The organism is Sinisalibacter aestuarii (assembly GCF_027923545.1).
Lineage (GTDB): Bacteria > Pseudomonadota > Alphaproteobacteria > Rhodobacterales > Rhodobacteraceae > Sinisalibacter > Sinisalibacter aestuarii.
This window is the reverse complement of record NZ_BROH01000005.1, coordinates 198439-219686: the sequence shown is the minus strand read 5'-3', so window position 1 is coordinate 219686 and position 21248 is coordinate 198439. Positions and strand designations below refer to the sequence as shown.

Annotated in this window: 21 protein-coding genes and 1 pseudogene; 11 read left to right on the top strand and 11 right to left on the bottom strand. The window is 68.5% G+C overall.

The window, feature by feature from the left end; genetic code table 11:
- Positions 1-69: 69 nt before the first annotated feature.
- The 5 genes from QMG28_RS10710 to QMG28_RS10690 all read right to left on the bottom strand — a co-directional run bounded on the left by QMG28_RS10710 (position 70) and on the right by QMG28_RS10690 (position 2658).
- On the bottom strand, positions 70-627 hold the full coding sequence (locus QMG28_RS10710) for a F0F1 ATP synthase subunit B (RefSeq protein WP_281842286.1): 558 nt from the start codon (positions 625-627) through the stop codon (positions 70-72).
- 4 nt (positions 628-631) lie between these two features.
- Positions 632-1195, bottom strand: a complete 564-nt coding sequence (locus QMG28_RS10705; protein WP_281842285.1) for a F0F1 ATP synthase subunit B' — start codon at positions 1193-1195, stop codon at positions 632-634.
- 80 nt (positions 1196-1275) lie between these two features.
- A complete protein-coding gene (locus QMG28_RS10700) occupies positions 1276-1512 on the bottom strand; it encodes a F0F1 ATP synthase subunit C (RefSeq protein ID WP_085526666.1) in 237 nt (78 codons plus the stop codon).
- Between the two features lie 47 nt (positions 1513-1559).
- On the bottom strand, positions 1560-2321 hold the full coding sequence (locus QMG28_RS10695) for a F0F1 ATP synthase subunit A (RefSeq protein WP_281842284.1): 762 nt from the start codon (positions 2319-2321) through the stop codon (positions 1560-1562).
- Complete coding sequence (locus QMG28_RS10690) at positions 2311-2658, bottom strand: AtpZ/AtpI family protein (protein ID WP_281842283.1); 348 nt, start codon at positions 2656-2658, stop codon at positions 2311-2313. Before QMG28_RS10690 ends, QMG28_RS10695 begins: the two co-directional genes overlap by 11 nt.
- 220 nt (positions 2659-2878) lie before the next feature.
- On the opposite strand from QMG28_RS10690, the gene QMG28_RS10685 reads away from it, so the two are divergent.
- On the top strand, positions 2879-3214 hold the full coding sequence (locus QMG28_RS10685) for an ArsR/SmtB family transcription factor (RefSeq protein WP_281842282.1): 336 nt from the start codon (positions 2879-2881) through the stop codon (positions 3212-3214).
- The gene (locus tag QMG28_RS10680) at positions 3211-3912 is read left to right on the top strand and encodes a DUF599 domain-containing protein (RefSeq protein ID WP_281842281.1); all 702 of its coding nucleotides are present in this window, start codon (positions 3211-3213) and stop codon (positions 3910-3912) included. The genes QMG28_RS10685 and QMG28_RS10680 overlap by 4 nt, the downstream gene beginning before the upstream one ends.
- 19 nt (positions 3913-3931) lie before the next feature.
- Here the strand turns inward: QMG28_RS10680 and QMG28_RS10675 are convergent, their stop codons facing one another.
- From QMG28_RS10675 to QMG28_RS10660, 4 genes are all read right to left on the bottom strand, one after another.
- Complete coding sequence (locus tag QMG28_RS10675; protein WP_281842280.1) at positions 3932-5995, bottom strand: hypothetical protein; 2064 nt, start codon at positions 5993-5995, stop codon at positions 3932-3934.
- Positions 5992-8766, bottom strand: a complete 2775-nt coding sequence (locus tag QMG28_RS10670) for a DUF4159 domain-containing protein (RefSeq protein ID WP_281842279.1) — start codon at positions 8764-8766, stop codon at positions 5992-5994. The genes QMG28_RS10675 and QMG28_RS10670 overlap by 4 nt, the downstream gene beginning before the upstream one ends.
- The gene (locus QMG28_RS10665; protein WP_281842314.1) at positions 8766-9638 is read right to left on the bottom strand and encodes a DUF58 domain-containing protein; all 873 of its coding nucleotides are present in this window, start codon (positions 9636-9638) and stop codon (positions 8766-8768) included. The genes QMG28_RS10670 and QMG28_RS10665 overlap by 1 nt, the downstream gene beginning before the upstream one ends.
- A gap of 73 nt (positions 9639-9711) precedes the next feature.
- Complete coding sequence (locus tag QMG28_RS10660; protein ID WP_281842278.1) at positions 9712-10722, bottom strand: AAA family ATPase; 1011 nt, start codon at positions 10720-10722, stop codon at positions 9712-9714.
- A 57-nt stretch (positions 10723-10779) separates the two neighbouring features.
- On the opposite strand from QMG28_RS10660, the gene QMG28_RS10655 reads away from it, so the two are divergent.
- The 3 genes and pseudogenes from QMG28_RS10655 (at position 10780) to QMG28_RS10645 (ending at position 13047) form a co-directional block, all read left to right on the top strand.
- A complete protein-coding gene (locus tag QMG28_RS10655) occupies positions 10780-11379 on the top strand; it encodes a DUF1285 domain-containing protein (protein WP_281842277.1) in 600 nt (199 codons plus the stop codon).
- A 42-nt stretch (positions 11380-11421) separates the two neighbouring features.
- A pseudogene (locus QMG28_RS10650) lies at positions 11422-12183 on the top strand (hydroxypyruvate isomerase family protein).
- 450 nt (positions 12184-12633) lie between these two features.
- Complete coding sequence (locus QMG28_RS10645) at positions 12634-13047, top strand: SET domain-containing protein (protein ID WP_281842276.1); 414 nt, start codon at positions 12634-12636, stop codon at positions 13045-13047.
- Here QMG28_RS10645 and QMG28_RS10640 read toward each other — a convergent pair.
- Both QMG28_RS10640 and nth read right to left on the bottom strand, forming a co-directional pair.
- Positions 13044-14000, bottom strand: a complete 957-nt coding sequence (locus tag QMG28_RS10640) for an adenosine kinase (protein ID WP_281842313.1) — start codon at positions 13998-14000, stop codon at positions 13044-13046. The genes QMG28_RS10645 and QMG28_RS10640 overlap by 4 nt on opposite strands.
- Positions 14001-14035: 35 nt before the next feature.
- A complete protein-coding gene (nth, locus tag QMG28_RS10635; RefSeq protein WP_281842275.1) occupies positions 14036-14680 on the bottom strand; it encodes an endonuclease III in 645 nt (214 codons plus the stop codon).
- A 150-nt stretch (positions 14681-14830) separates the two neighbouring features.
- Here nth and QMG28_RS10630 point away from each other — a divergent pair, with 150 nt between their 5' ends.
- The 6 genes from QMG28_RS10630 (at position 14831) to glcF (ending at position 21233) form a co-directional block, all read left to right on the top strand.
- A complete protein-coding gene (locus tag QMG28_RS10630; protein WP_281842274.1) occupies positions 14831-15685 on the top strand; it encodes a methylated-DNA--[protein]-cysteine S-methyltransferase in 855 nt (284 codons plus the stop codon).
- 116 nt (positions 15686-15801) lie between these two features.
- Complete coding sequence (locus QMG28_RS10625; RefSeq protein WP_434784438.1) at positions 15802-16434, top strand: YiaD family glycine zipper/OmpA-like lipoprotein; 633 nt, start codon at positions 15802-15804, stop codon at positions 16432-16434.
- Positions 16435-16510: 76 nt separating this feature from the next.
- Complete coding sequence (locus QMG28_RS10620) at positions 16511-17266, top strand: FadR/GntR family transcriptional regulator (RefSeq protein WP_281842273.1); 756 nt, start codon at positions 16511-16513, stop codon at positions 17264-17266.
- A 63-nt stretch (positions 17267-17329) separates the two neighbouring features.
- Positions 17330-18760, top strand: coding sequence for an FAD-linked oxidase C-terminal domain-containing protein (locus tag QMG28_RS10615; protein ID WP_281842272.1), 1431 nt, complete (start codon positions 17330-17332; stop codon positions 18758-18760).
- A gap of 51 nt (positions 18761-18811) precedes the next feature.
- Complete coding sequence (locus QMG28_RS10610) at positions 18812-19951, top strand: FAD-binding protein (protein WP_281842271.1); 1140 nt, start codon at positions 18812-18814, stop codon at positions 19949-19951.
- Position 19952: 1 nt separating this feature from the next.
- Complete coding sequence (glcF, locus tag QMG28_RS10605) at positions 19953-21233, top strand: glycolate oxidase subunit GlcF (protein WP_281842270.1); 1281 nt, start codon at positions 19953-19955, stop codon at positions 21231-21233.
- Positions 21234-21248: the final 15 nt, after the last annotated feature.

Sequence of the window (21248 nt, the reverse complement as noted above, 5' to 3'; positions counted from 1 at the left end):
AGCGGCCGGCAAAATAGAAAAGGCCCGGAGGACATGCCCCCGGGCCTTTCGCATCACTGTCCCGAAACGTCAGTGCAGTTTCGCTTCGACATCCTTGATCGCGTCTTCGATGAGCTTGTTGCCATCGGCAGCCGTCATCTGCTTGGCGATAAGGTCGCGCGCTGCGCCCACGGCCACGGTGACGGCGGTGTCGCGCACCTCCTTCACGGCGGCGGCTTCGGCCGATTTGATCTGGTCCTCGGCGGCAGCCAGGCGGCGGGCGATGGTGGCCTTGAGGTCCGCCTTTGCCACTTCCGCGGCTTCCACCGCGTCGCGCTTGGCGTGCTCGACGATCAGGTCGGCCTGGGCGGCCACGTCTTTCTGCTTGCGCTCGTAGGAGGCCAGGATGGTCTGCGCCTCTTCGCGCAATGCGCGAGCCTCTTCCAGCTCGGCCTTGATCTCTTCGGCACGGCGGTCGAGCATCCCGCCGACCATGCCGGGCACCTTGAAGTAGATCAGCACGCCGATAAAGACGATGAAGGCGAGCAACACGATGAAGTTCGTGTTGTGAAGCGAGAAGAACGGCCCCGAGGCGGCCAGCGCCGGGCTGGCGGCGAGGATGAGGGCGAAGGTCAGAAGTTGCTTCATGATCTTACCCTTTCATCCGCGCGGTGACGGCCGCGGTGATCGACTTGGCGTCGGCCTTGGTGCCGAAGGCGCCGAGAATGTCCTTGGTGGCATCCTTGGCGACGGCTTTCACGCTCTCGACAGCGCCGGCGCGGATATCGGCAATCGCCTTTTCCGACTCGGCGGCCTTGGCCGAAATCTCGGCTTCGGCCACCGCGGTGGCCTTGTCGAGTTCGGCCTGAATTTCGGCCTTGGCTTCGGCGGCGATCTTCTGCGCCTCGGCACGGGCTTCGGCGAGCGCCTGATTGTAGGCGTCTTCGGCCTCGACGGCCTTTTGCTTCAGCTCTTCGGCTGCCGCGATATCGTTGGTGATCGTGCCCTGGCGCTCGGCCAGCACGCTGGCGATGCGCGGCAGAGCCACGCGGCTGAGCACGAAGAAGATCACGACGAGGGCGACGACGAGCCAGAAAATCTGGTTCGGGAAGGTCCCGAAATCCAGCTGCGGCATGCCGGCGCCGCCGGCTTCGTGGGCCATGTCGGCCGCACCATGCGCCGCATCGGTGGCGGTTTGTTCAGTTCCGCTTGCCATGGTGTCCTCCTGGAACCCGGATTACAGCGGGCGGGGCGGCATCCGCCCCGGCCCGGTCGTAAGGATAGGGCTCGCGAGGATCAGACGGCGAACATCAGCAGAAGCGCGATCAGGAACGAGAAGATCCCGAGGGCTTCCGCGAAGGCGATGCCGATGAAGAGGGTCGCGGTCTGGCCGCCGGCGGCCGAGGGGTTGCGCAGGGCGCCCGCGAGGAAGTTGCCGGCCACATGGCCCACGCCGATGGCGGCAGCGCCCGAGCCGATGCCCGCGAGGCCGGCACCGATGAATTGACCGAGTTGTGCGATATCGCCTTCCATGATTTCTCTCCTTACGATGGAATTGCGTTGATCTTGAGTAACCGTCCTCAGTGCGCCGGGTGCAGCGCGTCTTTCAGATAGACGACGGTCAGGATGGTGAACACGTAGGCCTGGACACCGGCCACGAGCATTTCCAGCCCGTAGATGGCGGTGATCGACAGAACCGCGATCGGGCTGACGGCGGCGATCGCCGCGAAGCCCGCAAACACTTTCATCACCGCGTGGCCCGCCATGATGTTGCCGCCAAGACGAATGCTGTGGCTGACCGGGCGCACGAAGTAGGAAATGAGCTCGATGATCGCCAGGATCGGGCGCAGCACCAGTGGCGCCGACGAGACCCAGAACAGGCTGAGGAACCCGACGCCGTTCTTGACGAAACCGACGATGGTGACGGTGAGGAACACCGCCAGCGCCAGCACCGCCGTCACGGCGATATGCGAGGTGGTGGCAAACGACATCGGCAGCAGGCCGAGATAGTTCGACACCAGGATGAACATGAACAGCGTGAAGATATAGGGGAAGAACTTCACCGCATCCTTGCCGGCCACGTCTTCCACCATCTTGTAGGTGAAGCCGTAGAGCACTTCCGCCACCGATTGCGAGCGCGAGGGCACCACGGCGCGGCCGCGGGTGCCGAAGATGAAGAGCGCGATGATCGCCAGCACGGCGAGCGCGAGCCAGAGCGTCACGTTGGTGATCGTGTACCAGTGAATCGGGCCTTCGCCGCCAAAGAGGGGCTTCACGATGAACTGGTCAAGCGGGTGGAACACCAGGCCGCCGGTTTCTTCGCCATGCGCTTCAGTCGCCACGTCTTTCTTCCTCGTCCAAGGCCGCTTTCGCCGCCTGTTGCTTCTCGATCTCCTTGGCCGACGCCAGCATGGTTTTCACACCCGCCGCGAGGCCGAGGAAAATGAAGATCACCAGGAACAGGGGCATCGTCCCGAAGACGTAATCCAGCCCGTATCCAATGCCGAAGCCGATCCCGAGACCGGCCACAAGCTCGATGACCATCCGCCAGGCGAGGTTCGCCTGGGCATAATCCTTCTTCATGTGGGAGATCTCTTCCCCGGCATCCTTCGCCTTTGCCAGCCTCTCCTCAAGCGCCCGCAAGCGGTGCTGGGGAAGGTCGTTCAGCGGGTCAGCCACGGCAAAATTGCCCCCTCATGAGCCTGGCTCGTTGCTATGCGGCGGCGGCCCATGAGTCAACGGGGTTTAGCGCCAACATGACCGTCCCCAAGCCATTGAAACTACGTTATTTTCCAAGATTCGAGAGTCCGCTGCAGCCGGGCCGCGGGTGGCTTCCGCCCCTACGCCCATATTCAACCGATCGGTTGACGATTGCCGCGCGTCTGCCTATCGCTCGGGCATGGACACACGTCTCGACCTCGTCTTCGCCGCCCTCGCCGACCCGACCCGGCGCGCGATCCTGACCATGCTTCTGGAGGATGACATGGCCGTCACCGACGTGGCCGAACCGTTCGAGATGTCGCTCGCGGCGGTGTCGAAACACCTCGCCATCCTCACCCGCGCCGGGCTGATCAGCCAGGAAAAGCGCGGCCGGGTGAAATGGTGCAAGCTGGAGCCGGATGCGCTCAAGGATGCGAGCGTCTGGATGCAGGCCTTCGGCCAGTTCGAAGAGCTCGACCTCGACGCCTTCGAGCGCTTCCTCGATGCGGAACTCGGACAGGAACCCGCCCGATGACGCTTGCCGGCCTCCTCGCCCCGTTCTCCGCGGCCGATGGCGGCGCCGTCGCCCTGTTGCTGATCGGCTGGGGCTGGATTGGCTGGCGCATCGAGCACCCCACCGCCGCGCGGCCGTCAGTGAGCCGGATCGTGGCGCAATACCGGCGCGACTGGATGGTACAGATGGTCACCCGCCAGCCGCGCATCTTCGACAGTTCGGTGCTGGCGACGCTGCGCGAGGGCACCAGCTTTTTCGCCTCCGCCACGATGATCGCCATCGGCGGCGGGCTGGCGCTGATGGGCGACCCGACGCGGCTTGCCGGGCTCGCCCGCGATCTCGGCCAGAGCGCCGCGCCGGATTACGTGTGGGAGGTGAAGCTGGTGCTGTCCATGCTCCTCCTCGTCAGCGCGTTTCTCAAATTCGTCTGGTCGCACCGTCTGTTCGGCTATTGCGCCGTGGTCATGGCCTCGGTGCCGAACGAGCCGGAAGATCCGGCGGCGCTGCCCCGCGCGGCCAAGGCCGCCGAGATCAACATCACCGCCGCGCGCAGCTTCAACCGGGGGCTGCGCTCGGTTTATTTCGCGATGGCGGCGCTGGCCTGGCTCGCCGGGCCGCTGGCGCTGGCCGGGGCGACTGCCGTCACGCTGGTGGTGCTCTGGCGGCGCGAATTCGCCTCGCAATCCCGCGCCGCGCTGCTGATGCCCGACGACGGGTAGCGGCCCGGCCTGCGCCGCCTTACGCCCGCCGCCGCCGTCCTTCCACCAGCCAGCCCAGCACCGCCAGCCCGGCGGCGATGAGCAGCATAAGCCAGGCCGGCGCCAGCGGGGTGATGCTCAGCGCCTCGACCACATAGGCATCGCGCGGGGTGTAGCCGATCCAGCCACGGCCCGATGCGGCCCGGCCTGGCCGCACCGCGCGCAGGCCCGGCACGCCATCCTCAAGCGCCAGCGCGCCGCCGCCCATGGGGGCGATCACGGGGTCGAGCACGGAGGCGGAGGCAATGGTGTTCTCGAATTCCTTCGGGCTGGCGGGGCCGACGCCCACCACCGCCTCTGCATCGCCCTCGCTGAGCCGGTAAAGCCCCATCGCGGGCGCGTCCATCTCGGCGCGATACAGGCCCGGCGCGTCTTCGCGAAGGGGCACGATGGTCTCGCTGCCATCGGGGCCGGTGACCAGCACGTCGCGTGCGCCGGTGCCGAGAGTGCGCCGCGTGATCGCGATGGTCGCGCCCTGCGCGGTGGCGGTCAGCGCTTCTTCCTCCAGCTCCGGCTCGCGCATCATCCAGTGGGCGAGGCGGCGCAGCAGTTCGAGCTGAGGTCCGCCGCCCTCGAAGCCCCGGCTCCAGAGCCAGGCATGGTCAGAGGCGAGAAGGGCCACACGGCCCGCCTCGACCCGGTCGAGCATCAGAAGCGGCGCGTCGTCCGCGCCCGACATCACCACCATGCCGTTGCCCTGCGGCACGTCCACCTCCACCTGCCGCATCCAGCGGCCCCAGCCGCCTTCGGGGGCAAACGCCTCCAGCCCGCGCGTCACCGGGTGGCGCGCACCCAGCTCGGTGACGGCGGGGGAATAGGGTGCGTCGATCAGGCGCGAGGTGGGCAGACCGGGCAGCACCTCGCCCAAGGGCGAGCGCGCAAGGCTCTCGACCGAGGCGTAATCCGGCCCCGCCGCCACCAGCACCGCGCCGCCCCGGCGCACATAGTCGCGCACCGAGCCGAGATAGGAGGCGGGCAGGATGCCGCGCAGCATATAGCGGTCGAAGATGATCAGATCGAACTCGTCGATCTTTTCCATGAACAATTCCTGCGTCGGGAAGGCGATGAGCGACAGCTCGGTCACCGGCACGCCGTCCTGCTTGTCGGGCGGGCGCAGGATGGTGAAATGCACGAGATCCACCGCACTGTCGGATTTCAGCAGGTTGCGCCAGGTCCGGGTGCCGGGATGGGGCAGGCCGGTGACGAGCAGCACCGACAGCCTGTCGCGCACGCCATTGACCGAGACGACAACGGTGTTGTTGCGGTCGGTCAGCTCGCCCTCGGCCATCGGGGTGGTGACCTGCACCACGTTCGGGCCGCCATGGCTGAGCGTGATCGGCAGGCCCAGGTCGCGCCCCACCGGCACCTCGTGCACCGAGGGCGTATCGCCATCGACCGAGATTTCCATCCGCACCGTCGTTGCGTCCGGGGCGGCGCCAAGGTCTTCCACCCGAAGCTGGATGATCTGCTCTTCGCCGATAATGGCAAAGGCGGGGGCGGTGGTCAGCGCGATGCGCCGGTCCCAGTCGGCCTCGCGCCCGGTTTGCAGCAGGTGGAGCGGGGCGGGCAGATCGGGGGCGGCTTCAAGGTCATGAACCTGCCCGTCGGAGATCAGCACCATCCCCGCCACCCGGTCGCGCGGCACATCCGCCAGCGCCTCGGACAGCGCCGTCATCGCCAGCGTGCCACGGTCGTCTTCGCCGTCGCCAAGCCGGGTGACGCGCAGATCGAGCCCCTTGCCGGCGGCCTCGCGTTCCAGTGCCGCCAGCGCGGCCTCGGTCTGCGCGGCCCGGTCCGAAAGCCCCTGCGAGGCGCTTTCGTCCACCACCGCCAGCAGGATATCGCCCAGCGGCGCGCGCTCCTCGGTTTGCAGCGACGGCCCTGCCAGCGCCACCAGCAACGCCAGCGCCCCGAGCGCGCGCAGCGGCCAGCCTTTCAGCCCGCGCCAGGCCCCGAGCGCGATCAGGAACGCGATCACCCCCGCCGCGGCCCAGAGCACCGGCCAGGGAAAGAGCGGTGCGAAGATGAGGGAGGCCGCGCTCATTGCCCCAGCCTTTCGAGCAGGGCGGGCACATGGACCTGGTCGGATTTGTAATTGCCGGTGAGCACATGCATCACCAGGTTCATCCCGAAACGGTAAGACAGTTCGCGCTGGCGCTCGCCCGCCAGCCCGCGCCCGACCGGGAACATCGGCAGGCCGCTGTCATTCACCGCCCAGCCCGCGGCCCAGTCATTGCCGCCGATCACCACCGGCGTGACCCCGTCATTGAGATTGCGAAACGGCATCCCCTCGGCGCGCTCGGCATCGGGCGGCGCCGCCTCGACCCAGACTTCGGGGCCGGTATGGCGGCCCGGAAACTCGTTCAGCAAATAGAAGGTGCGGGTGAGCACATGGTCTTCCGGCACCGGCTCCAGCGCCGGAATGTCGAGCGGGCGGGCCAGCGCGCGCAGGCGGGCCGCCTCGGCGGTGGCGCCGGAGCCGAAGCCCGCCACATCGGCATCGCGGGTGTCGAACAGGATCATCCCGCCCGCCCGCAGATAGGCGTTGAGCCGGGCATAGGCCGCATCGGACGGTGTGGCCTGCGTCTCGGTCACCGGCCAGTAGATCAGCGGATAGACGGACAGCTCATCGCGTTCGAGATCCACGCCCACCGGCGGCGAGGGTTCGACCGAGGAGCGCAGGCGGATCTGGGTCGACAGGCCCTGAAGCCCGGCGCGCGAGACGGAATCGAGCCCGGCATCGCCGGTGGCCACATAGGCAAGGGTGACGTTGAGCGCGGCGGCCAGCGTGGCGGTATCCGGCTCGTCCTGCGCGCGCAGATCGCCCGGGGCGAGGGTGAAGAGGCCAAGCGCGATGGCCGCCGCGCCGCCCGCCTTCAGCCCGCGCGCGAGCCGGCCCGAGAGCGCCAGCGCGGCGAGCACGTCGAGCGCGATGAGGATGAGGGCGGCCAGCAGAACCGGGCCGGTGAGGTCTTGTTCGCCCGCCTCGCCCTGCCAGGTGGGGGCAATGCCGATGGGCCAGCTGGCCGGGGTCAGCTCCGCTTCCGGGCCAAGCACGTTCACCGCGACCAGCCGGGCCTCGGCGCGGTAGAGCCCCGGCGGCAGGTCGGGGCCGGGTGCCCCGGTCAGCCGCTCGCCGGGCGTGCCGGGCCGGTCGCCCGCCTCGCCGAGCTGGCCAAAGCCGTCGAGCAGCGCATCGGCCTGCCAGACGGTGCCCGCCAATTCGCCCCGGTCGGGCGTGCCGGCGCGGGTGGACACGGCGAGGCGTTCGAGCATCTGCACGAAGAGGCCCGAGAGCGGCAGGGTGGACCATTCGGCATTGGCCGAGGTGTGGACGAGCACGATCTGCCCGTCGCCCAGCGGTTTGCGGGTGACGAGCGGCGTGCCGTCGGCCAGCGCGGCGATGGTACGCCCGGCAAGGTCCGGCCCCGGCTCGGCGAGCACCTGGCTCGTCACGGTCACATCCGCCGGGATGGCGAGGCCGTAGAAGGGCGAGCTTTCGGAGAAGGGGGCGAGGCTTTGCGGCGCGCCCCAGCTCATCGCGCCCCCCACCGTGCGCCCGCCGACCCGCAGCCGCACCGGCAAGAGCGGATCGTCTTCGCCGCGCCCGGTATCGGCGGCGGCAAGGCGCGGACCGGCAAAGCGCAGGAGCAGCCCGCCCTCGGCCACCCAGGTTTCCAGCGCTTGCGCATCGGGCGGCGCGAGGGTGGCGACATCGGCCAGCACCACCGCATCGGGCGACGCGGCGATCAGGTCGGTGAGCGGGCCTTCCATCACCTCCGCCGTGGGGGCGAGGGCTTCGCGCAGGTAGTGCAGCGGCGAGAGCAGTTCCAGCCCCTCACGGCCCGCGCTTGCCTCGATCAGCGCGATCTTGCGCCGGCGCAGCGAATCGTCGGCCAGCGTCACCGCCCCCGCCGCGCGGTGGCCGGCGATGGTGAACCGCGCGATCCGGTTGCGCAGTTCGGGCGGCAGCGACAGCTCCTGGCGGATCTCGGTGGCCCCGGCCTCGAAGCCGAGCGTGGCGCGCACCAGTTCGCGCTCGACGCCGGACGGGTCGGGGCCGATGCCGGTGATGGTGATTTCCTGCGCCGGGCCTGCGATCGAGCGCAGCGCCGTCACCTCGACCAGTCCGCCCTCGATCCGGGCCGGGCGCAGGCCGAGGCGTGGCAGCGGCGGTTCCAGCACGGTGAGCGGGCCGAGACCGGCGAGGGTGCGCGCAAGCGCTTCGCGCGCCGGTGTGGCGAGCCCGTCGGAGAGCCAGACGGTTTCCGCTCCCGGTTCCAGCGTGGCGGCCCAGTCGCGCGCCGCCTCGTGGCTGAGCGCCCAGGGCCGGGGCTCCAGCCCGGCCAGCCCGGCGGCCACGTCGCCCGCCGCGCGCAGGCCAAGGGGGCCGGGTTGCGGCGGTTCGGAGGCGCGGATGAGCGCGGCGGTGCGCCCGGCGGCTTCGGCGGCACGCAGGCTGCGCGCGGCGGCCTCCATCCGCGCGCGCCAGTCGGGCGCGGCGGCCCAGCCATCGTCGATCAGCACCACGAGCGGCCCGGTGCCCGGACTGCGCGGCTCGGGGTTCAGCACCGGCCCGGCAAAGCCGAGGATCATCGCGGCCACTGCGAGCAGGCGCAGGAGAAGCAGCCACCACGGCGTGCGCTCGGCCTCCTGATCCTTGTCGTCGAGGCCGAGAAGCAGAGTTATGCCGGGAAAGGCCCGGCGCACCGGCGCGGGCGGCACGGCGCGCAGGAGCCACCACAGCACCGGCAGCGCGGCGAGGGCGAGCAGCAGCCATGGGGCGGTGAAGCCGAGGGGGCCGAGGGTGAACATCAGATCCGCCCCTCCAGCGCCCGGTAGAGCCACAGAAGCGCCGAGGTGGGCGCGTCGCCGGTATGGTGCAGGTGATATTGCCAGCCGGTGCGGTGGGCGAGTTCGGCCAGCCGCGCCTTGCGCTCCGCCAGCCTGTCGAGATAGCGCGCCTTCAGATCGCCCGCCTGCCGGGTCTCGTATTCGAGGCTGCCGCCGACCGAGTGAAACAGCGTGCGCCCGTCATAGGGAAAGGCCTCTTCCGCCGGGTCGAGCACCTGCAGGAGCGCGCCGGTCACCCCCCGGTCGGCGGCGGTCGCGAGGGCGGCCTCGACCGGCTCCAGCGGCCCCAGAAAATCCGACAGGAACACCGCGCGCGAATGGCGCGGCAGCGTGGCGGTTTCCGGCGCACCGTAATCCTGCATCGCCGGATCGGCCAGCGCAGCGGCGACCCGTTCGAGTTGCAAGGCCCCGCGCGCGGGCGGCGCCGGGCTTTCGGTCAGCCCGATCCGCTCGCCGCCCTGAACCAGCAATACCGAGGTGGAGAGCGCGATCAGCGCGGCGCGCCCGGCCTTGGTCTCGCCGTTCTTCGCCGAGGCGAAGCGCATCGAGGCGGCCCGGTCGACCCAGAACACCACCGCCTGCGCCGCCTGCCATTCCTTCTCCTGCACGAAATGCTGGTCGGACCGCGCCGAACGGCGCCAGTCGATCGCGCGGGCCGGATCGCCGGGGCGGGCGGGGCGGAACTGCCAGAACGCATCGCCCAGGCCCGGGCGGCGGCGGCCATGCTCGCCCAGCACCACGCCGGCGGCGAGGTGGCGGGCGCGGGCGAGAAGCGGCGGAAGCGGCTCGGCCAGCGCCTCGGCGCGGGGGCGAAGGGCGGTCATATCGGCCAGGCTGGGGGACGCTGTCCCCCAGACCCCCTGGGATATTTCGGGCAAGATGAAAGGGGCGCGCGGGGCATGACGGTCAGGCGGCGGCCTCCCTGGCGGGGGCGAGGCCGCCAACCACCCGGTCGATCAGCCCGGCGAGACTGTCGCCCCGGGCGCGGGCGGCGTAGCCGAGCGCCATGCGGTGGATCAGCACCGGGCGGGCCAGCGCGCGCACATCGCCGGGGCCGGGGGCGAGGCGGCCATCGAGCAGGGCGCGGGCGCGCACCAGCAGCATCAGCGCCTGCGCCGCGCGCGGGCCGGGGCCCCAGGCGACGGCGTCGCGCACGAAATCGCGGGCGGTCTCGTCATCCGGGCGGCAGGCGCGCACGAGGTCGAGGATCATCTCGACCACCGCTTCGCCCACCGGCATCCGGCGCAGGAGCGCCTGCGCGGCGATCAATTCGGGTCCGGTGAAGACCGGCTCGGCCTGCGCTTCGTCGGCGCCGGTGGTGGCCATCAGGATATCGCGCTCGGCGGCGCGGTCGGGATAGTTCACGTCGATCTGCAGCAGGAACCGGTCGAGCTGGGCCTCGGGCAGCGGATAGGTGCCCTCCTGCTCCAGCGGGTTCTGGGTGGCGAGCACGTGGAAGGGGGCATCGAGGCGGTGCGCCTCGCCCGCCACCGTCACCTCATGCTCCTGCATCGCCTGCAAGAGTGCCGACTGGGTGCGGGGGCTGGCGCGGTTGATCTCGTCGGCGAGCAGAAGCTGGCAGAAGATCGGGCCGGGCAGGAAGCGGAAGGCGCGGCTGCCATCCTTGCCCTCTTCCAGCACTTCCGAGCCGATGATGTCGGCGGGCATCAGATCGGGGGTGAACTGGATGCGGCCCGCGTCGAGCCCCATCACCGTGCCGAGCGTATCGACCAGCCGGGTCTTGCCGAGGCCGGGCAGGCCGATCAGCAGCGCATGGCCGCCCGCCAGCAGCGCCGAGAGCGTGAGTTCCACCACATCGTCCTGGCCGATGATCCGGCGTGCCACCATCTCGCGGGCGCGGGCGAGTGTCTCGCCAAGCGCCTCGATCTCGGCAACGAGGGTCTCAGGCTTGTTCATCGGCAGGCTCCCTTTCATACTCGGGGCCATTAAAGGACGGATGAGCGCGAGGCACAAATGACAAAACCGACAAGCGGCGGAAATCCCGCGCCGAGCGCCGACAGCCTGGCCAGCGCCGCCCGCCGGGCAGTGAACAAGGGGCCGGCGCCGGTGCATCTGTGGAACCCGCCTTATTGCGGCGCGCTCGATATCCGCATCGCCCGCGACGGCACCTGGTTCTATCTCGGCACCCCGATCGGGCGGGCGGAACTGGTGAAGCTCTTCGCCTCGATCCTGAAACGTGAGGGCGACGATTACTTTCTGGTCACGCCGGTCGAGAAGGTGGGCATTACCGTGGACGATGCGCCCTTCGTGGCGGTTGACGTGGAGGCGACGGGCGCGGGCGCGGCGCAGGCGCTTGCCTTCACCACCAATGTCGGCGAGACGGTGACGGCCGGGCCGGACCACCCGATCCGGGTGGTGCGCGACGGCGAAACCGGGGAGCCATCGCCCTATGTGATGGTGCGCGCGGGGCTGGAAGCGCTGATCGACCGCAAGAGCTTTTTCCGGCTGGTGGAGCTGGGGGCGCGTGAGGTGCGGGACGGTGTGGAGTGGTTCGGCCTCTGGTCGCACGGCGTGTTTTTCCCGGTGATCCCTGCCGATGAGCTGCCCGGCTGACGCCGCTTGCTCTGCGCGCCGCTTTCTGACACCCCTGCCGTCATGCCCAAATTCGCCGCCAATCTTACCTTCCTGTTTCGCGAATTGCCCTTTCTCGACCGGTTCGAAGCCGCCGCAGAGGCGGGGTTTGCCGGTGTTGAGGTGCTGTTTCCCTATGACGATGCGGCGGGCGAGATCACCCGGCGGCTGCGGGCCAACGGGCTCGCCATGGTGCTGATCAACGCGCCGCCGCCGAACTGGGCGGGCGGCGAGCGGGGCTTTGCCGCCATGCCCGGCGGCACAGAGCGGTTTCGCCACGATTTCCGCCGGGCGCTGCGCTTTGCCGAGGCGCTCGGGGCGGGGCATCTGCACATCATGGCGGGCAAGGCGCAGGGGCTGGTGGCGCGGCGCAGCTATATCGACAACCTCGCCTGGGCGGCGGCGTAGGCGCCGGGCATGAGCCTGACCATCGAGCCGATCAACCCGGTGGATATGCCAGGCTATTTCCTCAACGATTTCGATCTTGCGGCGGAGGTGCTCGACGAGGTGGGCGCGGCCAATCTCGGGCTGCAATTCGACATGTATCACGCCCAGATGATCACCGGCGACGGCATGGCCGCTTGGGAGGCTCATGGCCACCGCGCCCGGCATATCCAGGTGGGCGGGCTGCCGGGGCGGCATGAGCCGGGGCCGGGTGAGGTGGACTATCCCGCCTTCTTCGCGCGGCTCGATGCCGGGGGCTATGCCGGCTGGGTTTCGGGCGAATACAACCCGGCGGGCCGCACCGAGGACGGGCTTGGCTGGATCGGCGTGCCAGGCGTCTGACGGGACCGGGGCGTTGAAGGCGCCGGTTCGACCTGGTGGAAACCCGCGCCGCCGGCGGCGGTGTAATGCACCGCTGGGCGCAGCGTGGGCAGGCGCGGCGGCGCGGTATGTGGGTGTAAAAAGTCATTGATAAACAATGGGCTGTGAGGCGCCGTTCACCGGAAAACCGGAAAACCGGAAAACCGGAAAACCGGAAAACCGGAAGCCTTATCATCACCTTGAATTACAACGATGATTTCCCACCGAGATCCTCGGCGGCAAGCATCTGTTTATATCTGCGGCCACCCGCCGTGCCGCGCCGCGACGATCACGTTTGCGTTTCATCACACATTCCAATTGCAGCGCGCCTCAATCCGCGTTCTAGCTTCATGTCGCGCCGCCGCCCGGCGCCGGGCTTGCCCGCTGGATCAACGCCGGGCAGGGCGGACCGGATAGCAAGGATCTCCGCACATGATGATGGTGCGCTGCTATCTCGCCCCGTCGGCCATCGAGGGCCTTGGGGTTTTCACCCATGTCGATATCCGTCAGGGCAGTCTGGTCTGGCTTTACGATTCGCGGTTCGACACCAGTTATTTCCGCGATGACCTCGCGACCGTCCCGGCCCATTTCCGCGAATTCCTCGAACGCTACACCTATGATCACCCGACCGACCCCGACATGGTCGTGCTCGATTGCGACGAGGGGCGGTTCATGAACCATGCGGCGCTGCCCAATGTCGATCTGACCGATCCGCTGCGCGGCGTGGCGGCGCGGCAGATCCGGGCGGGCGAGGAACTGACGTGCGATTACGCCACCTTCACCACCGGTGCGATCGCCTTCCAGCCGCCGCGCCACCGGGTCGCGCCGCTGGCGGAGCCGATCTAGATCTTCAGGCCGAAGGCACGAAACCGCGCTTTCAGGTCGGCTTCGACGCGCGCGCCGAGATGCGAGATAACCTCGCTTGCCGCGATATTACCCATCATGCCGCAGGTCTCAAGGTCATGGCCTTCGACATAGCCCCAGAGAAAGGCTCCGGCGAACAGATCGCCGGCGCCTGTAGCGTCGACCACCCTGGTGGGCACGGCGGGGCAGTGGATGCGGGTGCCGCCCGAGACGATATGAACGCCATGCTCGCTCTCGGTGCAGACCACCGTGTCCACCTGTTGCGCGGCAGCGGTGAGGGCTTTGTCGAAATCGGTGTCATACATCGCCATGATCTCGGCGCGGTTGGCGAAGAGCATGTCCACATCGTCGCGGATCATCCGGGCGAAGGCCTGATGGTGGCGGTCGATGCAGAACGGGTCCGAGAGGGTGAGCGCCACCTTGCCGCCTGCGCCCTTGGCTGCCGCGATCGCCTTGGCGAAGGCTTCGTGGCTTTCCGGCCCGTCGAATCGGTAGCCTTCGAGAAAGATCCACTCGGCATCGGCCATCGTCGCCTCGTCGATATCCGAAGGCGCGAGGTGCTCGGTGACGCCGAGATAGGTGTTCATGCTGCGCTCGCCATCGGGGGTGACGAGGATGATGCAGCGTCCGGTCTCGTGCTCATGGCGCCGGTCGGCCAGCGGCACCTCGTAGGTGACGCCCTGCGCGCGCAGATCGTGGGCGAAGATCCGGCCAAGCTGATCGTCCTTCACCTTGCCGACATAGGCCGCCTTACCGCCGAGATGGGCGAAGCCCGCGATGGTGTTGGCCGCCGAGCCGCCCGACATCTCCGTCGCCGGGCCGATCCGGTCGTAAAGCTCTACGCCGCGCGCCATGTCGGTGAGCTGCATGATGCCTTTCTCGATACCGTTCGCTGTAAGAAAAGCGTCGTCGCAATGGCTCAGCACATCGACCATCGCATTGCCGATGCCGACCAGCCGGAAGCGTTTGGTCACAGGGTCTTCTCCTCGAATTGGCACAGATCGCGGATCAGGCAGGCGCCGCATTTGGGTTTGCGCGCCACGCAGATGTAGCGCCCGTGCAGGATCAGCCAGTGATGGGCGTGCAGCGCGTAATCCACCGGCACATTGTCTTCGATGGCGCGCTCGACGGCGTTCACGTCCTTGCCGACGGCAATGCCGGTGCGGTTGCCGACGCGGAAGATATGGGTGTCCACCGCCTGCGCCGGATAGCGCCACCACATGTTGAGCACCACATTGGCGGTCTTGCGGCCGACGCCGGGCAGGCCCTGAAGCGCGGCGCGCGAATTGGGCACCTCGCCGCCATATTCGTCGACGAGAATCTGGCTCAGCCTGATGACGTTCTTCGCCTTTTGGCGAAACAGCCCGATGGTCTTGATATGCTCGGTCAGCCCGTCGAGGCCGAGGGCGAGCATCTTTTCGGGGCTGTCGGCGATCTCGAACAGCTTTGCCGTGGCCTTGTTCACACCCGCATCCGTGGCCTGCGCCGAAAGCGCGACGGCCACGACGAGCGTATAGGCGTTCACGTGGTTGAGCTCGCCTTTCGGCTCCGGCTCGGCCTCGTGAAAGCGGCGGAAGATCTCGCGGATCGTTTTGTAGTCCATTTGCTTGGCCATGAGGGGGGTTGTGCGAATTTTCTTAGGCCGAGGCAAGCGCGAAGGGCAGGCCAGGGCGGTGCAGATTGCCGCGTGGCGGCGGGAAATGCGCAGGAATCGGGTCGCCACCCCGCTCCACGCGGCCTAATTTCGCCTGCAAAGGAGATCGAGATGAATGCTGCCGACATGTCCACGCCCGAGGGCCGCTACCATTATCAGGTGATTCGCCGCGCCATCGAGGCGATCGACGCCGCCGGTTCCGGCCTGTCGCTCGATGCGCTGGCGGCCGAGGTGGGGATGAGTCCGGCGCATTTTCAGCGGTTGTTTTCGTCCTGGGTCGGGGTCAGTCCGAAGCGTTATCAGCAATATCTCACGCTCGACCATGCCAAGGCCCTGCTCGCGCAGCATTTCACCACGCTGGAAACGGCGGATGCGGTGGGCCTGTCCGGCTCGGGGCGGCTGCACGATCTGTTCCTGCGCTGGGAGGCGATGAGCCCCGGCGAGTTCGCCCGGCGCGGCGAAGGGCTGACCATCCGCTGGGGCTGGTTCGACAGCCCCTTCGGCCTCGCGCTGGTGATGGCGACCGACCGGGGCATCTGCGGCCTTGCCTTCGCCGAGGAAACCGGGCCCGAGGCCGCGATGGAAGACATGCTCTCGCGCTGGCCCAACGCCACCTTCGTGGAAGACCCGATGTCGATGCGGGGCGAGGTGATGGCGGCCTTCGATCAGAAGGGCGAGGCGCGGCTGCACATGATCGGCGCACCGTTCCAGATCAAGGTCTGGGAGGCGCTGATCACCATCCCCTCCGGCCATGTCACCACCTATTCCGAGATCGCCGGCGCCGTAGGCCGGCCCAGGGCGGTGCGCGCTGTGGGTACGGCGGTGGGGCGCAACCCGGTTTCGTGGCTCATTCCCTGCCATCGGGCCTTGCGCAAATCGGGGGGGCTGGGCGGCTATCACTGGGGGCTGCCGGTCAAGCGTGCGCTGCTGGCCTGGGAGGCGGCGCGCGCCGATGGCGCGGCCTGATCGCACCGGCGGTTTGTCGCTGAATACCGCGATCTGGCCCAACCACCCCCTTTCGGCGCCCCCGGCATGGGATACACTGGGGCAAACCTGCGCCTGAACTTGGAAAGGTCATCGACATGGTCCGGATCAAACCCGTTTTCGTTCTGCCGCTCGTAGCGGCGGTCACGCTCACCGCCTGTACGGAGATGGGGCCGCGGCAGACAACCGGGGCCGCCACCGGCGCCGTGGCCGGGGGGCTGCTTGGCGGCGTGCTCGGCGGCAATGTCGGCACTGCAGCGGTGGGGGCCGTGGCCGGTGGCATCGTCGGCGGCGTAATCGGCCAGGAGCTCGACAAGCAGGCCGGCGAGCTGCGCACCTCGTTCGGCGACAGCCGGATCGGCGTGGTCAATACCGGCTCGTCGCTGGTGGTGACGATGCCGCAGGACATTCTCTTCGCCACCGACAGCGCCACGCTGTCGGGCCCGTTGCGCTCCGATCTCGCGGTGCTCGCGCGCCATCTGAACAAGTACCCCGACAGCAATGTCCAGGTGGTCGGCCATACCGACAATGTCGGCTCGGCCGCCTATAACCTGAACCTGTCACGCCAGCGCGCCAGTGCGGTGGCGGCGGAACTGATCTCGGGCGGCGTAAGCTCCGGGCGGGTCACCTCGATCGGCCGGGGCGAAGACCAGCCGGTCGCCTCGAACCTCACCGCCGAGGGCCGGGCGCAGAACCGCCGTGTCGAGATCGTGATCATCCCCAACCGCTGATCCCGGCCACGCCCCTTGCCATGCTTCCGGTGGGCATGGTCATATCTCCTGACCGTCTTGGTGAGGGAGAGGGTGTATGCCATTTCAGAAGGTTCAGTCGGAAAAGCTCGCATCCGCGGTGGTGCGCCAGATCGAGCAACTGATTCTGCGTGGCATCCTGCGCCCGGGTGAGCGGCTGCCGGCCGAACGCGAGCTGTCGGAGCGGATGGGCGTTTCGCGCCCTTCGCTGCGCGAGGCGCTGAGCGAATTGCAGGAGGCGGGGCTGCTCGTGGCCCGCGCCGGGGCCGGGGTCTATGTCGCCGAGGTGCTGGGTTCGGCCTTCTCGCCGGCTCTGGTGCGCCTCTTCGCCACCCATGACGATGCGGTCTACGACGCGCTCGATTTCCGCCGCGATGTGGAGGGCCTCGCCGCCGACCGCGCCGCGCGCCATGGGTCGGAGACGGATCTGGCCGTGATCGACGCGGCGATGAACAAGCTCGAAGCCGCCCCGCCCGCCGAGGCAGTCGCGCTGGACGCCGAGTTTCACATGGCGATCATCGAAGCGAGCAACAACGTGGTGCTCCTGCACATGATGCGCTCGATGTACGATCTGCTGGAGGGCGGGGTTTTCTACAACCGGCAGGTGGTCTTCGCCCGCTGCGGCGAGCGCGACCTGCTGCTTGATCAGCACCGCGCCATCAATGCCGCGCTCCAGGCGCGCGACGGGGCGGCGGCGCGGGCGGCGATCGAGGCCCATCTCGACTATATCGCCGCGGCCTATCGCGATCAGAAACGGGCCGAAGCGAACGAGGAGATATCTCAAAGACGCCTGCGCCACGATATCGCGCGATGAGCAGGGCGCTTGCCTGTTGGCAACAATTGGTTATGTTTTCTTACCAGTCAAAAGGAGTGAGCCATGCAGATGCCTGAGCCGAATGCCGGGATCCTCGCCCGCAAGCCGCGGATCGTCGCCCGGCTGCGCGAGGCGCTGGGCGAAGGCGGGGTGATCGACGACGGGATCGAACTCAGGGCCTATGAATGCGACGGGCTTTCGGCCTATCGCTGCCCGCCGCTCTGCGCCGTGCTCCCCGCCTCGACCGAGGAGGTGTCGGCCGTCATGCGGATCTGCCATGACGAGGGCGTGCCGGTGGTGCCGCGTGGTTCCGGCACCTCGCTTTCGGGCGGCGCGCTGCCCACGGCGGATGCGGTGCTGCTGGGCATCGCGCGGATGAACGAGGTGCTGGAAACCGACTATGCCAACCGCTTCATCCGGGTGCAGACCGGCCGCACCAACCTCAGCGTCACCGGCGCGGTGGAGGCCGACGGCTTTTTCTACGCGCCCGATCCGTCGAGCCAGCTCGCCTGCGCCATTGCCGGCAATATCGCGATGAATTCGGGCGGCGCGCATTGCCTCAAATACGGCGTGACCACCAATAACCTGATGGGCGTGACCATGGTCATGGCCGATGGCGAGGTGGTCGAGATCGGCGGCGCGCATCTCGACGCCGGCGGGCTCGATCTGCTCGGCCTTGTCTGCGGCTCGGAAGGCCAGCTTGGCGTGGTCACCGAGGCGACCCTGCGCATCCTCGCCAGGCCCGAAGGCGCCCGCCCGGTGCTGATCGGCTATGACAGTGCCGAGGTGGCCGGGCAATGCGTGAGCGACATCATCAAGGCGGGCATCCTGCCGGTGGCGATCGAATATATGGACCGGCTGGTGATCCAGGCGGCGGAGGCGCATGTTCATGCCGATTATCCCGATTGCGAGGCGCTGCTGATCATCGAGGTCGAGGGCAGCGAGGCCGAGATCGCCGACCAGCTCGGGCGGATCATCGCCATCGCCAACGCCCACAACCCGGTGGAGCTGCGCGAAAGCGGTTCGGCGGCGGAGAGCGAGAAGATCTGGCAGGGCCGCAAGACCGCCTTCGGCGCGATGGGCCAGATCAACGATTACATGTGCCTCGACGGCACGATCCCGGTGAGCCAGTTGCCGCAGGTGCTGCGGCGGATCGGCGAGATGGGCGACGAATACGGGCTGCAGGTGGGCAATGTCTTCCATGCCGGCGACGGCAACATGCACCCGCTCATTCTTTACGACGCCAACCGGCCGGGCGATCTGGAGAAGGCCGAAGATCTCGGTGCCGATATTCTCAGGCTCTGCGTCGAGGTGGGCGGCTGCCTGACCGGCGAGCACGGCGTGGGCGTGGAGAAGCGCGAGATCATGCCGGCGCAATATTCCGGCGACGATCTGGAGATCCAGATGCAGGTGAAAGACGTGTTCGACCCGAAATGGGTGTTGAACCCGGCCAAGGTTTTCCCGCTCGATCTGAGCGCGGGGCGGCGGATGTAACCGGGCCGGGGGTTTTGCACCCCCGGACCCCCGCAGGATATTTGGGGCAAGATGAAAGTGATATCCGAACAGGAGCTGTCCGAGGCTCTGGCGGCGGCGAGCGGGCCGGTCAGGGTGCGCGGCGGCGGCACGCGCGATATCGGCGCCCCGGTGGCGGGGGAGGTGCTGGAGGTGGGCCTGTCCGGTATCGAGCTTTACGAGCCGGGCGCGCTCACGCTGGTGGTGCGCGCCGGCACGCCGCTGGCCGAGGTCGAGGCGCTGCTGGCGGGCGAGGGGCAGCGGCTGGCCTTCGAGCCGATGGACCACCGCCCGATGCTCGGCACAAGCGGCACGCCCACGATCGGCGGTGTGGTGGCGGCCAACGTGTCGGGGCCGCGGCGCATTCAGGCGGGAGCCGCGCGCGATTTCACGCTCGGCGCGCGCTTCGTCGACGGCGCGGGGCGGGTCATCAGGAACGGGGGGCGGGTGATGAAGAACGTCACCGGTTACGATCTCGTCAAGCTGATGGCCGGAAGCTGGGGCACGCTCGGCGTGCTGAGCGAGGTGAGCTTCAAGGTGCAGGCAGTGCCGGAGACCGAGGCCACGCTGGTGGGGCGCGGCCTGTCGCTCGCCGAGGGCGTGGCGGCGCTGGCGCGTGCGCTCGGCTCGCCCTATGACGTGACCGGCGCGGCGCATGTGGATTTCGACGGCGGCCAGACGCTGGTGCGCGTCGAGGGGCTGGAGGGGATGGTGGCCTATCGCGCGGCGGCGCTGGCCGGCGGCGCGCTGGCGGGATGGGAGATCGTCCGGGGCGAGGCGAGCGCCGCGCTCTGGGCGGAGATGCGCGATGTGCGGCCTTTCGCCGGGGGCAACGCGCCGGTCTGGCGGGTTTCGCTGAAGCCCTCCGACGCGCCTTTGCTGTCGCAAACCCTTGCGGCTGCCGGGCTCAACCATCGCGGGATCTACGATTGGGGCGGCGGGCTGGCCTGGCTGGAGCTGTCCGGCCCCGCCGAGGATGCCGGCGCCGGGGTGCTGCGCCGCGCGCTCGCCCCGCTCGGCGGCCATGCGACGCTGGTGCGTGCCACGCCCGAACACCGTGCCCGGATTGACGTTTTCCAACCTCAGCCCGCGCCGCTCGCCGCGATTTCGCGCGGGATCAAGCAGAAATTCGATCCACGGGGCATTCTCAACCCCGGCCTTATGGGGGTGTGAGATGCAAACCTTCTTCACTCCCGAACAGCTTGAAGACCCGGGCATCGCCGAGGCCAACAAGATCCTGCGCGCCTGCGTCCATTGCGGCATGTGCACCGCCACCTGCCCGACCTATCAGGTGCTGGGTGACGAGCTCGACAGCCCGCGTGGCCGCATCTACCTCATCAAGGACATGCTGGAGAGCGGGCGGCCCGCCGACGCGCGCACCGTGACCCATATCGACCGCTGCCTGTCCTGCCTCGCCTGCATGACCACCTGCCCGTCGGGGGTGGATTACATGCACCTCGTCGATCATGCCCGCGTGCATATCGAAAAGACGTACAAGCGCCCCGTCATGGACAGGTTTCTGCGCGCGGTTCTGGCGCAGATCATCCCCTATCCGAAGCGGTTCCGCGCTGCGCTGGGGCTGGCGAAGCTGGGCCGCCCGGTGCGCGCGCTGATGCCCGACCGGCGGCTGCGCGCGATGCTCGACATGGCGCCGGACCGGCTGCCGAAGCCCTCTCCGAACGACAAGCCGCAGACCTTCGCCGTGCCCGACCGCCGCAAGCGCGTGGCGCTGATGACCGGTTGCGCCCAGCAGGCGCTGGACACCGATATCAACGACGCCACCATCCGGCTGCTCACCCGGCTCGGGGTGGAGGTGGTCGTGCCCGAAGGCATGGGCTGCTGCGGTGCGCTGACACATCACATGGGGCGCGAGGCGCAGGCCCATGCGAGTGCCGGGGCCAATATCCGGGCCTTCATGAAGGAGATGCTGGGCCGGGGGTTGGACGCGATCGTCATCAATGCTTCGGGCTGCGGCACCACGGTTAAGGATTACGGCCACATGTTCCGCGATGATCCGCTGGCGGCGGATGCGGCGGCGGTTTCGGCGCTGGCGAAGGACGTGACCGAGTTCCTGAGCGAGATCGACATGCCCGAGGCGGATGGGGGGCTGCGTGTGGCCTATCACGCCGCCTGTTCGCTGCAACACGGACAAAAGATCAGGGAGGCGCCCAAGGCTCTGTTGCGCCGGGCCGGGTTCGAGGTGGTGGAGCCGGAAAACAGCCATCTGTGCTGCGGCTCGGCGGGCACCTACAACCTGATGCAGCCGGAGATTTCGGCCGAGCTGAAGGCGCGCAAGGTGGCCACGCTGGAGGCGCGCGCGCCGCAGGTGATCGCGGCGGGCAATATCGGATGTATGGTGCAGATCGGTTCGGGCAGCGATGTGCCGGTGGTGCATACGGTGGAGCTGCTCGACTGGGCTCTGGGCGGGCCGAAACCGGCCAAGATGGGGGGCTGATCCGGTCCGGGGAAT